Genomic DNA, 15,192 nt, shown 5'->3' on the forward strand with positions numbered 1-15,192 from the left:
AAAGAGCGAGAACAGCATGGACTGCATGATCAGGCTTGCAACAAAGGGCGACGCGACAGTGATCAGCCGTATCGTGATCGCCGCGTTGCGTGGGTCGAATGCTCAGGACTATCCACCCGAAGTGATCGCTCAGGTCGAGAAAAGCTTCACGCCCGAAGCGGTCGCTACCCTGCTCGACAAACGCAGGGTTTTCGTCGCCTCGATACATGGAGTGCCAATCGCCACTGCCAGCCTCGATAGCGATGTGGTCAGAACGGTCTTCGTCGATCCATCGCACCAGGGCAGCGGTGTGGGTCGTCGGCTGATGGAGACACTCCATGCCGAAGCGCTGAACGCTGGTATTTCCCGGCTTCTGGTGCCGTCATCGCTGACCGCAGAAGGCTTCTATTCCGGCTTGGGCTACCGCAAAGTTCGCGAGGAATCACACGGGGCGGAGCGCACCATCGTGATGGAAAAAACGCTGCAGGCGTGTGGATAAGGCTGCGAGGCTTTCCGAATCACTTGCTACTGTCCAGCATCCTTGTTCAACAGTAGCCTAGTGCTACCCATACTCAGGGAAAGAGTTTGGGGTTCATGCAGGGGTTACTTGGAGTTGGCTCTGATGGCGCAGACGTACACCACGTACTACTTGGAAATGATCTCGCAGGATCAACTGAGGGCCAAGCCTCAGCGTAGCGACCTGCACATCGTTGAGTGCGAAGAGCCACAGGGCGCGTTCAATCGATTTCTTTACCACTTGGTTGGCTCGGCCTGGGAATGGGGTGATCTGGATAGCTGGAACGACACGCAGTGGCAGGCCATCGTGGAAAACCCAGCACATCGAACCTGGGTCGCCTATCACCGGGGTGCCATTGCCGGTTACTACGAGCTGTTCCGTCCTGACGGGCACAGCGCGGAGATCCGCTACTTCGGTCTGGCTCCACAGTTTCTCGACTGTGGCTTCGGTGGCTCACTGCTCAGTCATGCCATTCAATCGGCCTGGCAGTGGCCGGGCACTGAGCGCGTTTGGGTACACACCTGCACCTTCGATCATCCCGCAGCGCTGGCTAATTATCAGGCTCGTGGGATGCTAATTTATCAGGAAGAAGTCTGCGAAATACCCAGCTGAAGCAGATTTTTAACCACCTTCCGATACTGCTGCATCATCGCGGTGTGAACGATTGCAGGTGGGGTGAACAACGCTCTTCTTGTCCACCGCTTCTGACCTAAGCCCTACGCCATACCTTCCTTACGCAGCAAATAACTATCCATGATCCACCCATTAAGCCCCCGCGCCTCAGCGCGGGTGCTGGCGATACGTTCGGCTACTTCGTCCAGCGGGCCGGCAATCAGGATTTCATCGGCGGTACCGACGTAGGCGCCCCAGTAGATATGCAGCCCCTGGCCGACGAAGCGGCGGTAGGTGTCCTTGGCGTCGAGCATCACCGCCACGCTGTCCACGCCTTGCGGCCAGCCTTCGGCGAGCAGGCGGCCGGTGGTGATTTCCACAGCGCGGCCGATGCTGTTGAGCGGGATACGGTGGCGTGCGGTCAGCGCCTGCAGGCTGGTGATGCCGGGGATCACGTCATAAACGAAGTCACCGCGCCGCGCCGCGATGGCCTCGATGATGCGGATGCTGCTGTCGTACAGCGATGGGTCGCCCCAGACCATAAAGGCCGCCGTTTCGCCGTCGGCCATCTGCTCGTCGATAAGCTGCTCGAATACCGCCTGCTTGTCGCGGTTGAGCTCGTCGACACTGGCGCGGTAGTCGGCCGCCTCGCGCTCGCGCTCCGGTTGCAGGCCTTCGGCGAAGCGTGGCGTGTGGCCGTCGAGAAAGCGCGCGCAGATCTCGCGACGCAGGGCGTTGAGCTTGTGCTTGGCCGCGCCCTTGTCCATCAGGAAGATCACGTCGCTGCGACGCAGCGCCTTGATCGCCTGGTAGGTGATGTAATCCGGGTCGCCGGCGCCGATGCCGACCAGCAGCAGGGTTTTCATGGGATTCTCCAGGTGCGTCCTGGCACGCCGGGCGCCAGGTCGTCGATATGTTGGTAGTCGGCCTGTAGCGCCTGCGCCAGCTGGCGGGCACGGCCCAGGCGGATGGGCGCGCGCTCGGTATCGAGCAGCAGGGTGGGGCACGGCAAGGGCGCCAACGTGGGCAGATCACGCAAGCGGCCGTCGGTGAGAATCAGCAGGCGCTGGCGTTCGCTCGGTTTCGCTCGTTGCCGACGCAACAGCCAGTCGTCCGCCTGATTCAGTGCATCGAGCAACGGCGTACCACCACCAGCGCCCAGCTCGTGCAGCCAGCGGTGCAGCTCGGCGCTGGCCTTGCGCCCCTGCCACAGCCATTGCGCCTCACGACCACCGGCCTGCAGCACGGCCAGGCGCGCGCGCTGGCGATAGGCGCTGTCGAACAACTCGGCGAGCACACCCTTGGCAAGGCTCAGAGCCCCATGCCGACGGGTCGAGGCGGAGGCATCGACCAGCACCAGCCACAGCTCGTCGGCCTGCTGGCTGCGCGGGCGCAGCACCAACTGTTCGCGGCGTTGCGGCCGGCCCTGGCGCAGGGTCGCCGCCCAGTCGATACGCCCGTCCGCACCGTTGCGGGCGGCGCCACGCAGGCCGCCGCCAAGTCGTCCGGGCCGGTTACGGGCATCCGCGCCTGTGGCTGTGCGCGGGCGGATGCTCAGGGCTTTTTTGGCCAGCGCGGCGGTACGCGCCGCTCGCCCATGGCCTGCGGCTGCGCCGGCAGCTCGCCCCACTGGCCTTCGCCCTGGCTTTGCTCGGATGCCTGTTGTGGCGCCTGGCTCTGCTCGGGCGGCGTGGCAGCCGGCGGCTGTTGCTGACGACGGCGATGGCGCAGGACGAAGTCCTCCACCGCATCGATATCCACAGGCTCGATTCCCGCTACCCCACGCCAAGCGGCATGAGCACGGGCGGCACGCAGCCAGACCAGATCGGCGCGCAGGCCATCAACGCCAGCGGCGAAGCAGCGCTGACTGATCTCGCCCAGGGCAGCGTCATCCAGCGGAATATCGGCAAGCCTCTGGCGAGCATTCTGGCAACGGGCAGCGAGGGCAGCCTGCTCGGTTTGCCAGCGCTGCAGGAAGGCAGCAGCGTCAGCATCGAAGGCCAGGCGGCGACGGACGATCTCGGCGCGCTCGGCCGGCTGCGGCTGACCATCGAGGGCCAGGTTGAGGCCGAAGCGGTCGAGCAGTTGCGGGCGCAGTTCGCCTTCTTCTGCGTTCATGGTACCGATCAGCACGAAGCGCGCGGCATGCCGGTGGGAAATGCCGTCGCGTTCCACATGGTTGACGCCGCTGGCGGCGGCATCGAGCAGCAGGTCGACCAGATGATCGGGCAGCAGGTTGACCTCATCGACATACAACACGCCGCCATCGGCACGGGCCAACAGGCCAGGGGAAAACTGCGCCCGGCCCTCGCCCAGCGCCGCGTCCAGATCCAAAGTGCCGACGATACGCTCCTCGCTCGCGCCCAGCGGCAGGGTGACGAAGCGCCCACCCTCCAGCAGATCGGCCAGGCCGCGGGCCAGGGTGGACTTGGCCATGCCGCGCGGCCCTTCGATCAGCACACCACCAATGGCCGGATCGATGGCCGCCAGGCACAGCGCCAGCTTGAGCGCATCGGCGCCCACCACGGCAGCGAGCGGGAAGTGGATGTCGGTCATGGGGAGGTTCCGGCAGTGACAAGGCGTGCATGGTAGCAAGCGCGGGCCGTCACTGGCGCCCCCGAGAGCATGTGGATAACTCGCCGGCTACCTGCCTCGACTAAAGAAGAACCTGCTCAACAAACTGAATGCGCAAGAACCCAGGCCCGCATAGAACATCGCCCAACCGGTGCCATGGCGCAGCGCCGCCTGGGCGATTGCCGCGCCCTGCTCTGCAACCTGCCCTGGCCAGCTCAGGGTATCCAGCTTGCCCGCCGCGATATCCTGGCTAAAGGCAGACCACAGCGCAGCCGTGCTCGGCGGCAACGCTTCAGCCAGGTGCTGCCCAATACCCAGTACCAGCACCAGGCCCATCAAGGCGATGTTCAGAGCCAGGGTGATCAACCGCGCGCTGAAGTCGATGCCCGAGGCCATGCCGGAGCGATCAGGCGATACCGCCCCCGTGGTGGTGTTGGTGGTAGGCGAGTTGGTCAGCCCCAGGCCGATGCCGGCGAGCACGCAGCCGGCGAGAATCAGCACGGCATCGGGCTGGCTGGCCAGGTTGGCACCGGCCATCAGCACGAACCCTGCACCGATCAGGCCCAGACCCAGCGGAATGATGCGCTCGGCGCCATGGCGCAGGGCCATACGCTCGGCCAGCGGCGGCACCAGCAACGCCGGCAGGGTATAGGCCAGGAGGGCGAGCCCGGTGGCGAGAGTGCTGTAGCCCAGGCCGACCTGAAAGTAGATCGGCAGGAAGATGATGAAGGGCCAGAAGCCCAGGTTCATCCCCACCGAGCCCATCAGGGCGCCATTGAAGCGCGCGATGCGAAATACCGAGAAATCGAACATCGGCTGCGCGCTGCGCCGCTCGATGACCACGAACGACACCAAGCCCAGCAGCGCCAGGCCGGCCCAGCCGAGCATGCTCGGGCTGGCAAAGCCGCTCTCGGTGCCCTGGGTAATGAAGTAGACCAGGGCGAAAACGCTCAGGGTCAGGCTCGCCATGCCGGCGATATCCAGGCGCTGCGCGGCGGGGTCACGCGACTCCTCCACGCTCAGGTGCAGCAGCACCAGCGTCAGCAGGGTCAGTGGTACATGGACGAGAAACACCCAGCGCCAGTCCGTCAGTTGCAGGATCAGCGCCCCCACCATCGGCCCGAAGCCCAGGCCGACACCGGCGATCACGCCCCACAGGGCGAATGCGCGGGCACGGGCCGCGGGTTCGCGGAACTGGTGCGAAAGAATGGCGAACTGGCAGATCATCATGGCTCCGGCGCCGATGCCCTGGACGAAGCGCGCCACGATCAGCGTGCTCGCATCGCTCGCCAGGCCGCAGGCCAGCGAGGCCAGGCCGAACAGCCACAGGCACAGCACCAGCACACGGCGCCGACCGAAACGATCCGCCAGGGTACCCGCCGCCATCAGCACGCTGGTACAGGCCAGAGTGTAGGCGTTCATGATCCACTGGGCATCCTGAAAGCGCGTCCCGAGCTGCTGCTCGAGGGTCGGCAGGATCACCGGCACGCTGGAAATCTCCAGGCCGAACATCAGCGCCACCAGGCAGATGGCGGTCAGGGCCAGACCGTCCCTGCCGGCACGCGGCGGGTCGAGCACCACGGCCGAAGAGGTGTTGGTACCAGACATGAGAAAACTCCTTTCGAGGCTGCCACAACGGCTGTAGAGCATTCTCAAGAGAATCTCTTTCTTCATTCGTGATAGTTTTTCCGCCAACAAGGGAACAACAGGCACCAATCACAGCATGGCCATTCCACGTTTCGACGGTGTCGAACTCTTTCTGCAGATTGTCGAGAGTGGCAGCCTGACCGAGGCCGCAGAGCGCCTGAACCTTACCCGCTCCGCCGTGGGCAAGGGCCTGGCGCGGCTGGAGGCACGCCTGGGCACACGCCTGCTGCAACGCTCGACCCGGCGCCAGTGGCTGACCGAGGACGGCCAGGCCTATTACGAGCACTGCCTGCGCGCCCGGGCTGAACTGGAAGCCGCCGAAGCCGTGCTGGAAAGCGGCCGCCAGCAGCCACGCGGGCGGCTGAAAGCCAGCGTGCCGCTGGCCTTCGGTCATCACTACGCCGCGCCAGCCCTGTGGCGCCTGCTGGACAGCCACCCCGAGCTGGAGGTGGAGATTTCCTTCTCCGACCGCCGGGTGGACATGCTGCAGGAAGGTTTCGACCTGGCGGTGCGCATCGGCGCGTTACCGGACAGCGACCGTCTGAGCGCCCGCCGCCTGGGCGAGCAAGTGATGAGCCTGGGCGCTGCACCTGCCTACCTACAGCGTCACGAGCCCATCGAACGGATAGAAGACCTGGCCCGGCACCGCCTCATCGGCTACGGCAGCGCTGCGCCCTCGCCAGGCTGGCAACTGGCCGATGAGCAGGGGCGCATGCACCATGCGCGGATCGCCTCCGCGCTGTGGCTGGATGACCTGCAATCCGTGGCCGATGCCGCCATCGCCGGCATGGGCCTGGCCTGGTTGCCGAGCTGGCTGCTGGCGCACTACGTTTTGCGCGGGCAACTGCAACCGGTGCTGGCGGCCTATCGCTGCCAGCCCCTGCCGATCCATGTCATCTGGCCGACCGCAACCCATATGCCGGCCAAGACCCGCTGTGCCATCGACGCCCTGGTGGCGGCCACGCCGAGTTGCCTGGCCGGTACCTGAGTGGCGACTCAGCAGCGTTCATGCCGCCAACCGTCGGCAGTCCATAGGAACCGCTCGCTCGGCATCAGCGCATCGACGAACACGGCGTCATGGGAGACCACCAGCAGCGCACCACGGTAGTCCCGTAGCAGTGCCTCCACGGCCAGGCGCGAGTCGAGGTCGATATGGTTGTCCGGCTCGTCCAGCAACAGCAGTTGCGGCGTCGGGTCACGCGCCAGCACACCCGCCAGCGCAACTTTCAGGCGCTGACCGCCGCTGAGCCTGGAGCTGGGCAGCAGCGCCGTCTCGGCATCCACCCCCAAGTGCACCAGACGTGTACGCAACAGGCTCTCGGCGCTGCCCGGCGTCAACCGCTGTAGATGCTCCAGGGCCGACTCCTGCGCATCCAGCCCGTGCAGATGCTGGTCGAGCAAGGCCCAGGGCACCTCGACGCGGCACTCGCCCGCCAGCGGCGCCAGGCGGCCGGCCAGCACCGCCAGCAGGCTGGACTTGCCGCAGCCATTGGGGCCGAGCACGGCAACCCGGCGCGAGCCGAACAGCTCGAAATCCGGTAACGGCGTCGCACCGAACGGCACACGCAGATCACGCCAGTACAGCACCCGACGCCCTGGCGGCAGAGGCTCGGTTTGTCCATGCAGGATCACCGACTGTTCCTCTACCAGCGCCGAGGCGGCTTCGCGTACCTGCGCATCGAGCTGCTGGCGGCGATCCTCCAGGCGCTTGGCAGTACGCCCGGCGCTATTCTCGCTGCGGCTTTTCTGCATGCCGAGCAGGATTTTCGCCTGGTTGCTGTCCTTGCCCTGACGGCGGCCGCTGGCACTACGCTGTTGCTGGCGTTCCTGCTGCTGGCGCAGTTCACGCTCGCCACGCTTGCGCTCGACACGGGCACTGTCCAACGTCTGCTGCGCGGCCTCGCGTTCTTGCTCGCGGCGGGCCTGGTAGAAGGCGTAGCCGCCGCCGTAACTGCGCAAGCCGGCTGCGGACAGCTCGACGATACGCTGCATGCCAGCCAACAGTTCACGGTCATGGCTGATCAACACCAGGCCGCCGCGCCAGCTCGCCAGGCGCTGGCCAAGGCGCCGGCGGCTGAGCAGATCGAGGTGGTTGCCGGGCTCGTCGAGAATCAGCATGTCCGCCTCGGCCAGCCATGCGCCGAGCAGGGCAACGCGGCTGCATTCGCCGCCGCTCAGTTGCATGGCAGGTGTCTGCGGGTCGAGATGGCCGAGGCCCTCGTCCTGCAGCGCGCTTGCCAATCGCTCGGCCATATCCCAGCGGCCATCGAGAACCTCGATATCATCGGCATGCGGCTCACCGCGCATGACCCGCTGCAAGGCATCGAACCACTGCGCACAACCAGCCAGGTCGACGACCCGGTCGCCAGACGCGACAACGATGCGCTGGGGCAGATAGGCGATACGCCCCTGGCGGATAACGCGCCCATCACTGGGCTGTAGCTCACCGGCCAGCAAACGACCGAGGACGCTCTTGCCAACGCCATTGCGCCCCACCAGACCGGTGTGGCGTTTATCGAAAACTTCGCTGAGCGCCTCGAACAGCGTGGCGCCGTCGGTAAAGCGAAAAGAAACGCGCTCGAGCGCGACAAGGGAGGAACCGGTCATCCATGCCTCCAGGCAATGCCGTGAATACGCGCGGGCTGAGGCCGCGATCGATCACTGGTCGTGCGAACACGACGGCATTACTGACGCATTGGACGAGACTCCGAAAAAGACATGAGCGGCCAGGGTAAAAGCCAGGGAGGCTGACGGCAAGGGTAGTTCTGTAGGAGGGGCTTCAGCCGCGAACTTTTCGCCGCTAAAGCACCTTCCACGGCGTCCCCTGAAACCGTAGGGTGGGTTAGCGGCGCTTGAAACCGCTCTATCCACCAACACTTAAGGTGCCGCGCCGCGTAACCCTCCATGAGTGCCCTCCGGTAACTCCACTGGTGTTTTACGCCGCCATTGCGTCGGAGGATAACTCCACCTCCTTTCCGGACGGCTAACCCACCCTACGGGGTTTAGCAGATCATGCTCAGTTACCTATGCCGCATATGCTCAGAGGGAAAAGAACGATCCCAAGAACTCGCGGAAACAGAGCGGCCAGTCCGGCACTACCTACTACACCAGACAGAATCCAGATACCGATTCCGGCAAGGCTGGTAGGGCCGCTGGCGATCAGAATGAACGAAAACAAGCCAATCCATATGCCAGCCATAGCACCGATGCAGGCCGAGCGAACTCGCTCACGTCGGGTAATCGGTCGGCGCCACCATACGCCTAAACGGGCCAGTGTTTCTTTCACACGCCCTCCTCACTATCGAGCAGCAGATTCTCCAGCGCCTCTCGGTATTCGCCAGGGTTCTCCCACAGGCCGCGCTGTTGGGCTTCCAGCAGGCGTTCGAGAATATCATTGAGCGCACCGGGGTTGTGCTGCTGGATAAAGTCGCGGGTATCCCTGTCGAGCAGGTAGGCATCGGTCAGCAGCGCGTATTGGTGATCGTCCACCAGCTCGCTGGTGGCGTCGAAGGCGAACAGGTAGTCGATGGTCGCGGCCAGCTCGAAGGCGCCCTTGTAGCCGTGGCGCTTCATGCCCTCGATCCACTTGGGGTTGGCAGCGCGGGCACGCACCACGCGGCTCAGCTCTTCCTTTAGGCTGCGAATGCGCGGCGTATCCGGCTGGCTGTTGTCGCCGAAGTAGCTGGCCACCTTTAGCCCGCGCAGGGTTTCCACCGCCGCCAGCATGCCGCCCTGGAACTGGTAGTAGTCGTTGGAATCGAGGATGTCGTGCTCGCGGTTGTCCTGGTTGTGCAGCACCGCCTGCATCTGCTCCAGGCGCTCGACGAAGCGCTGCCGCGCCGGCGCGCCCTCGGCGCCGCTGCCGTAGGCGTAGCCGCCCCAGTTGAGGTAGACCTCAGCGAGATCCGCGCGGCTCTGCCACAGGCGCTCCTCGATGGCGTTCTGCACCCCGGCGCCGTATGCGCCCGGCTTGGCGCCGAACACCCGCCAGCCGGCCTGACGCCGCGCTTCGGCTTCATCCAGACCGCCATCCTTGAGCGCCAGCGACTCGCGCCAGACCCGCGCCGACAGCGGGTTCATATCTTCCGGTTCATCCAGTTCGATCACCGCCTGCACGGCCTCGTCGAACAGGCGGATCAAATTGCTGAAGGCATCGCGGAAGAAGCCCGATACGCGCAGAGTCACATCCACCCGGGGTCGACCAAGCTGTTCCAGCGGCAACACCTCGAAGCGCTCGACGCGCTGGCTGCCGGGCTGCCACACCGGACGCACGCCCATCAGCGCCAGTGCCTGGGCGATATCGTCGCCGCCAGTGCGCATGGTCGCCGTGCCCCACACCGACAGGCCTAGCTGGCGCAGGTGGTCGCCTTCGTCCTGCAGATGGCGTTCGAGCAGGCGATCAGCCGCCTGCACGCCGAGGCGCCAGGCGGTCGGCGTGGGCAGATGGCGCACGTCGACGGTAAAGAAGTTGCGCCCGGTGGGCAGCACATCGAGACGCCCGCGACTGGGCGCACCACTGGGCCCCGCAGGGACGAAACGCCCTTCCAGTGCCGCCAGCAGGCCGCCCATCTCAGCGTCGCCGCAGGCATCCAGCAACGGCGCGATATGCTCGGCCAAGCCGTCGAGGATCAGCGCCACCTCGGCGCCGAAAGCGTCGATTTGCTCTCCGTTCAGGCGCCGTACGATCAACTCCAGTGCCAGCAGCTCCAGGCGTTCACGGGTATCGCCGACGGTACGCCACAGGCTGTTATCCACAGCCTGCAACGCCTGTGGACGCAGCCCATCCCAGGGCTGGCCCATGTCGCAATCCAGCGGATCGAGGCCCAGTTCCAGGCCACGGGCCAACGCTCGCAGCAGGCTGGCATTGGCGCCCTGACCGTCGCCACGGGGAATGCGCAGCAGCGCCAGCAGGGTGTCGCGACGCAGTTGTCCACTGGGCGACTCGCCAAATACGTGCAGGCCATCGCGAATCTGCGATTCCTTGAGGTCGCACAGGTAGGCGTCGAGTTGCGGCAACCAGCTGTCGGCATCGTCGTTGAGTTGCAGGCCTAGCTCGCGGTCAAGGCTGGCCTCGCGCACCTTGGCCAGAATCTCGCCACGCAGCTCGACAGCGCGGCGCTGGTCGAGCTGGCTGGCGTCGTAGTATTCGTCGGCCAGGCGTTCCAGATCGCGCAGCGGGCCGTAGCTCTCGGCACGGGTCAGCGGCGGCATCAAGTGGTCGATGATCACTGCCTGGGTGCGGCGTTTGGCCTGCGCGCCCTCGCCCGGATCGTTGACGATAAAGGGGTAGATATTCGGCAGCGGCCCGATCAGCGCCTGCGGCCAGCAGCCCTCGGACAGGCCGACGCTCTTGCCCGGCAGCCACTCCAGGTTGCCGTGCTTGCCGACGTGGATCAGCGCATCGGCGGCAAAGGCCGTGCGCAACCAGGCGTAGAAGGCGATATAGCCGTGCGGCGGCACCAGATCGGGGTCGTGGTACACCGCTGCGGCGTCGAGCTGATAGCCACGCGCCGGCTGGATGCCGACGAAGGTCAGGCCGAAGCGCAGGCCGGCGACCATCATCCGCCCGCCGCGGAACATCGGGTCATCCTGCGGCTCGCCCCAACGCTCGCGCACCGCCCGCTGGTTGGCCAGCGGCAGGCTGTGGAAAAACCCAAGGTAATCGTCCAGCGCCAGGCTTTGCGCGCAGGGCCGTGTGTCCAGGCCGTCGAGGTCGTTGGTGACGCCGCCGAGCAGGCTGTGGACAAGTGCGGTGCCGCTATCGGGCAGGTTATCCACCGGATAGCCCTGTGCCTGTAACGCGCGGAGGATATTCAGGGCAGCAGCCGGCGTATCCAGACCCACGCCGTTGCCGATGCGACCATCGCGGGTCGGGTAGTTGGCCAGGATCAGGCCGATTCGCTTCTGATCGTTGCTTTTGGTCGCCAACTGGCACCAGTTACTCGCCAGTTCCGCGATATAAGCCATCCCCGGCTCATGCGCCTGGTAGCACACCACATCGCTCTGGCTGCGCTCGCTGCGCCAGGCCAGGCCCTTGAAACTGATGGCGGTGCCGATCAGCCGACCATCCAGCTCGGGCAGCACAACATGCATGGCCAGGTCACGCGAGCCCAGGCCCTGGGCGCTGGCCTGCCATTGCGCCTGATTGTCCAGCGAGCAGATGGCTTGCAGCACCGGGATATCACGACGGAACACCCGCGCCTGCGGCGCCTCGGGGTTGGACAGGGCGAAGCCAGTGGTATTGACGATCAACGCGGCGCTGGTTTCGTCCAGCCAGGCCTGCACCTGATCCAGGCAGGCCGGCTCCTTGAGGCTGGCCACGGCCATCGGCAGCGGGTTGAGGCCCTGACGAACGAGGTGCGCGCAGAAGGTATCGACGAACGCGGTGTTCGCCGATTGCACGTGGTTACGATAGAACAACAGCGCCACCACAGGCGCGGCGGGTTGCCACTGCGCCCGCCAATCGGCTAACTGGGCAGGACTGCGTTGTGGGTGATAGAGACCGACGCGCGGCAGCGGTTGCGGCTCCTGCCATGTGTCGTCTCGCCCTAACCAGCGGCTGCCGATGCAGCGGAACAACTGGCGGGCATTGTCCAAGCCGCCCTGCCGCAGGTACTGCCAGAGCCGCTGGCTGTCCTCTTCGCTGACGTTGCCGAGGGCATTCAACTCCGGGTCGGGCTTGTCATCACCCGGCACCATGATCACCGTGGCGCCGCGCGCGCCCAGCTCTACCAGACGCTCCACGCCGTAGCGCCAGTAGCTGACGCCACCATGCACCGAAATCAGAATGACCTTGGCATGCTGCAGCACCTGCTCGACGTAATAATCCACCGAGGCGTTATTGCTCAGTTGCGCCGGGCTGGTCAGGCGCAGGCTGGGGTAGTCATCCGGCAGTTGCCGGGCGGCTTCGGCCAACAACGACAAGTGCGAATCCCCCGTGCACAGGATCACCAGCTCGGCAGGCGTCTGGCCAAGGTCGGCGATGCTGTCGGCCGGCAGTTGGGCGCCGGGCTGGGTGCGTAGGAGATGCATGTTCGCTCCGAGGGAGGCGCGAATCGTGGGAGGGGCTTTAGCCGCGACTATCCGCGAACCGGATCGCGGCTAAAGCCCCTCCCACAATCACTCAGGCCAGCGCCGCCTTCAACTCGGCCTCGATGGCAGCACGGTCGAGCTGCTGGCCGATCACCACCAGGCGGCTGATGCGCTGCTCGTCGGCTTGCCAGGCGCGGTCGAAGTGGCGGTCGAAGCGCTGACCGACACCCTGCACCAGCAGACGCATGGGTTTGCCAGGGATGGCGGCGAAGCCCTTGACCCGCAGAATGCCGTACTTGGTCACTGTATCCTTCAGCGCAGCCAGCAGGCGCGCCTCCTCGGTTTCCGGTAGTTCCACGTGGAACGAGTCGAATTCTTCGTGATCGTGGTCTTCGTCTTCATCGTCGTGGTGGGTGCGACGGCTGTCGATATGCAGCTCGGTTTCACTGTTCAGGCCCAGCAACACGCTCAATGGCAGATCACCACCATGGGCCTCGATCACCTTGACCGCTGGCGGCAGCTCCTCGGCCACCTCGGCGCGCACCGCCGCCAGGGCTTCGGCGTCGAGCAGGTCGGCCTTGTTGAGGATGACCAGGTCGGCGCTGGCCAGCTGGTCGGCGAACAGCTCGTGCAGCGGCGACTCATGGTCGAGGTTGGGGTCGAGCTTGCGCTGCTCGTCCACCTGATCGGGGAAGGCGGCGAAGGTGCCGGCAGCCACCGCCGGGCTGTCGACCACGGTGATCACCGCGTCGACCGTGCAGGCGTTGCGGATTTCCGGCCAGTTGAAGGCCTGCACCAGCGGCTTGGGCAGGGCCAGACCGCTGGTTTCGATCAGGATATGGTCGAGGTCGCCACGGCGTGCCACCAGCTCGCGCATCACCGGGAAGAATTCTTCCTGCACGGTGCAGCACAGGCAGCCGTTGGCCAGCTCGAAGACGCGACCATTGGCCTCCTCCTCGCTGCAGCCGATGGAGCACTGCTTGAGGATCTCGCCGTCGATGCCCAACTCGCCGAACTCGTTGACGATCACCGCGATACGACGACCGCCGGCATTGGCCAGCAGATGGCGCAGCAGGGTGGTTTTGCCGGCACCGAGAAAACCGGTGACGATAGTGACTGGCAGTTTGGCGAGGGTTTTCATCAGGGGCCCCGTGGAGTCGATAAGTTCGGCGGACGGGTACGCGCAGGCGGGCACGCAAGGGCGTGCTGGCCGCGTCGGATCACCCCGTCCGAGCAAGTGGCTGGTCTATCGAGGCAGGTCTCCTGGCTCACGGTCTGCACGCTGTGCGTCCTTCACCTTCCCGCTTGAGGCAGTGGTGTATCGAAGGAGTTGCGACCGTTTACAGTTGCGGGGGCAGCCAGGGCATCGACCCTGTTCCCTCTTAGCTCCCCGGCGGCTTGCCGGGAAGAACCTCGAAAGCGAGAAGGCTACGCAGGCCGCGGCGGCCGGTCAATCGCGGTTGACCGCTGGCAGGTGCCATGATGAGCTACGCCACCCTCCCACACGAATACCGCTCATGACCGCCAGCCACCTAGATCCCCCCGCCGCCATGGTGGTTGCCGGCCTAGGCTGTCGGCGTGGATGTGCACAGGACGAATTGCTCGACCTGCTGACCCACAGCCTGGCTCGGCATGAGCTGACGGTGGACAACCTTGCCGGCCTGGCCAGCATCGCCCAAAAGCGCGACGAAACCGGCCTGCATGGCCTGGCCGAGCATTTGGGCCTGGAGTTGGTGTTCTTCGCCCCAGAGCAACTGAACACCTATCAAGCCATGGCAATCGGCAATTCATTGACCCTGGCAGCTGCAGGCAGCCCTGCCGTAGCCGAGCCTTGCGCACTGGCACTGGCAGCGCGCATGGGCGCATCGCCCTGCCTGCTCGGCGAGAAAAACCGCAGTGCCAGCGCCACTTGCGCGCTGGCCACCTTCGATAGAGAACTTGCATGACCGTCTACTTTATCGGTGCCGGCCCCGGCAACCCCGAACTGATCACCGTCAAGGGCCAGCGACTTATCCACAACTGCCCGGTGATTCTCTATGCAGGGTCACTGGTGCCCGAGGCCGTGCTGCAAGGCCACAGTGCCAAACAGGTGGTGAACACCGCCGAGCTGCACCTGGGCGAGATTATCGAGCTGCTGCGCCAGGCCCATGCACGCGGCCAGGACGTGGCCCGCGTGCATTCCGGCGACCCATCGCTGTACGGTGCCATCGGCGAACAGATTCGCGAGCTGCGTGCCCTAGGTATTCCCTTCGAGATCATTCCCGGCGTTACCGCCACCGCCGCCTGCGCGGCCTTGCTGGAAAGCGAGCTGACCCTGCCCGGTATCGCTCAGACAGTGATCCTCACGCGCTACGGCACCACCTCGCCGATGCCTGAGGGTGAGCAGTTACATGACCTTGCCCGGCATCGCGCGACCATGGCCATCCACCTCGGCGTGCGCCAGTTAGCGGCCATCGTTGGCGAACTGCTGCCGCACTACGGTGCCGACTGCCCCATCGCGGTTATCCACAGAGCGAGTTGGCCGGATCAGGATTGGGTGCTGGGCACCCTGGCCGATATCGAAGAGAAAGTTGCCGTCAAGGGCTTTCGCCGCACGGCATTGATCCTCGTTGGGCGGGTGCTCGATCCCGCTGCGTTTGCAGAGTCGGCGCTATATGACGCCACTCATAGCCATCTCTACCGCCTTGGTAACGATTGAGCCTGGCGAGAAACCGTACAGTTTGCTGAGATCCCCGCCAAATAAGGCGTTCATATACTTATAAACAAGATAGGAAGCCTGTTATCCAAGCCCTCTGTGGATATCCGACATGTAAACGAACAATTTCTGTACA

The 15,192-nt window shown here is 65.1% G+C and carries 12 protein-coding genes and 1 riboswitch; of the genes, 5 read left to right on the plus strand and 7 right to left on the minus strand.

The window, feature by feature from the left end; all coding sequences use genetic code 11:
* Positions 1 to 16: 16 nt before the first annotated feature.
* Positions 17 to 478: a GNAT family N-acetyltransferase gene (locus tag EL191_RS24160; protein WP_041975548.1), complete on the plus strand. Its 462-nt coding sequence runs from the start codon at positions 17 to 19 to the stop codon at positions 476 to 478.
* A 123-nt stretch (positions 479 to 601) separates the two neighbouring features.
* Entirely contained in the window at positions 602 to 1,108 is a 507-nt protein-coding gene (locus tag EL191_RS24165; RefSeq protein ID WP_041975550.1) for a GNAT family N-acetyltransferase, read from the plus strand.
* Positions 1,109 to 1,212: 104 nt separating this feature from the next.
* On the opposite strand, the gene cobF is transcribed toward EL191_RS24165, so the two are convergent.
* The 4 genes from cobF to EL191_RS24185 form a co-directional block, all read right to left on the minus strand.
* Positions 1,213 to 1,974: a precorrin-6A synthase (deacetylating) gene (cobF, locus tag EL191_RS24170; RefSeq protein WP_041975552.1), complete on the minus strand. Its 762-nt coding sequence runs from the start codon at positions 1,972 to 1,974 to the stop codon at positions 1,213 to 1,215.
* Entirely contained in the window at positions 1,971 to 2,681 is a 711-nt protein-coding gene (locus tag EL191_RS24175; protein WP_231118686.1) for a vWA domain-containing protein, read from the minus strand. Before EL191_RS24175 ends, cobF begins: the two co-directional genes overlap by 4 nt.
* Positions 2,663 to 3,664 (minus strand): ATP-binding protein, encoded by a 1,002-nt coding sequence (locus tag EL191_RS24180; RefSeq protein WP_041975554.1) that lies wholly within the window; start codon positions 3,662 to 3,664, stop codon positions 2,663 to 2,665. The genes EL191_RS24175 and EL191_RS24180 overlap by 19 nt, the downstream gene beginning before the upstream one ends.
* Before the next feature lie 87 nt (positions 3,665 to 3,751).
* Positions 3,752 to 5,290 (minus strand): MFS transporter, encoded by a 1,539-nt coding sequence (locus EL191_RS24185; RefSeq protein WP_041975556.1) that lies wholly within the window; start codon positions 5,288 to 5,290, stop codon positions 3,752 to 3,754.
* Between the two features lie 115 nt (positions 5,291 to 5,405).
* Between EL191_RS24185 and EL191_RS24190 the strand changes: the two genes are divergently transcribed.
* Complete coding sequence (locus EL191_RS24190) at positions 5,406 to 6,317, plus strand: LysR family transcriptional regulator (protein WP_041975558.1); 912 nt, start codon at positions 5,406 to 5,408, stop codon at positions 6,315 to 6,317.
* Positions 6,318 to 6,325: 8 nt separating this feature from the next.
* Here the strand turns inward: EL191_RS24190 and EL191_RS24195 are convergent, their stop codons facing one another.
* The 3 genes from EL191_RS24195 to cobW all read right to left on the minus strand — a co-directional run bounded on the left by EL191_RS24195 (position 6,326) and on the right by cobW (position 13,502).
* The gene (locus EL191_RS24195) at positions 6,326 to 7,936 is read right to left on the minus strand and encodes an ATP-binding cassette domain-containing protein (protein WP_041975564.1); all 1,611 of its coding nucleotides are present in this window, start codon (positions 7,934 to 7,936) and stop codon (positions 6,326 to 6,328) included.
* 675 nt (positions 7,937 to 8,611) lie between these two features.
* The gene (gene cobN, locus EL191_RS24200; protein WP_041975565.1) at positions 8,612 to 12,361 is read right to left on the minus strand and encodes a cobaltochelatase subunit CobN; all 3,750 of its coding nucleotides are present in this window, start codon (positions 12,359 to 12,361) and stop codon (positions 8,612 to 8,614) included.
* 91 nt (positions 12,362 to 12,452) lie between these two features.
* On the minus strand, positions 12,453 to 13,502 hold the full coding sequence (gene cobW / locus EL191_RS24205) for a cobalamin biosynthesis protein CobW (RefSeq protein WP_041975567.1): 1,050 nt from the start codon (positions 13,500 to 13,502) through the stop codon (positions 12,453 to 12,455).
* Between the two features lie 95 nt (positions 13,503 to 13,597).
* A riboswitch (cobalamin riboswitch) is annotated at positions 13,598 to 13,792 on the minus strand.
* An 86-nt stretch (positions 13,793 to 13,878) separates the two neighbouring features.
* Between cobW and EL191_RS24210 the strand changes: the two genes are divergently transcribed.
* Both EL191_RS24210 and cobM read left to right on the plus strand, forming a co-directional pair.
* Positions 13,879 to 14,307 carry a cobalamin biosynthesis protein gene (locus EL191_RS24210; protein ID WP_041975569.1) on the plus strand — a complete coding sequence of 143 codons (429 nt, stop codon included), beginning with the start codon at positions 13,879 to 13,881 and terminating at the stop codon, positions 14,305 to 14,307.
* On the plus strand, positions 14,304 to 15,059 hold the full coding sequence (gene cobM / locus EL191_RS24215) for a precorrin-4 C(11)-methyltransferase (protein ID WP_041975571.1): 756 nt from the start codon (positions 14,304 to 14,306) through the stop codon (positions 15,057 to 15,059). Before EL191_RS24210 ends, cobM begins: the two co-directional genes overlap by 4 nt.
* The last annotated feature ends 133 nt before the right edge of the window (positions 15,060 to 15,192 follow it).

This window comes from Pseudomonas mendocina (assembly GCF_900636545.1).
In the GTDB taxonomy this organism is placed as follows: Bacteria; Pseudomonadota; Gammaproteobacteria; order Pseudomonadales; family Pseudomonadaceae; genus Aquipseudomonas; species Aquipseudomonas mendocina.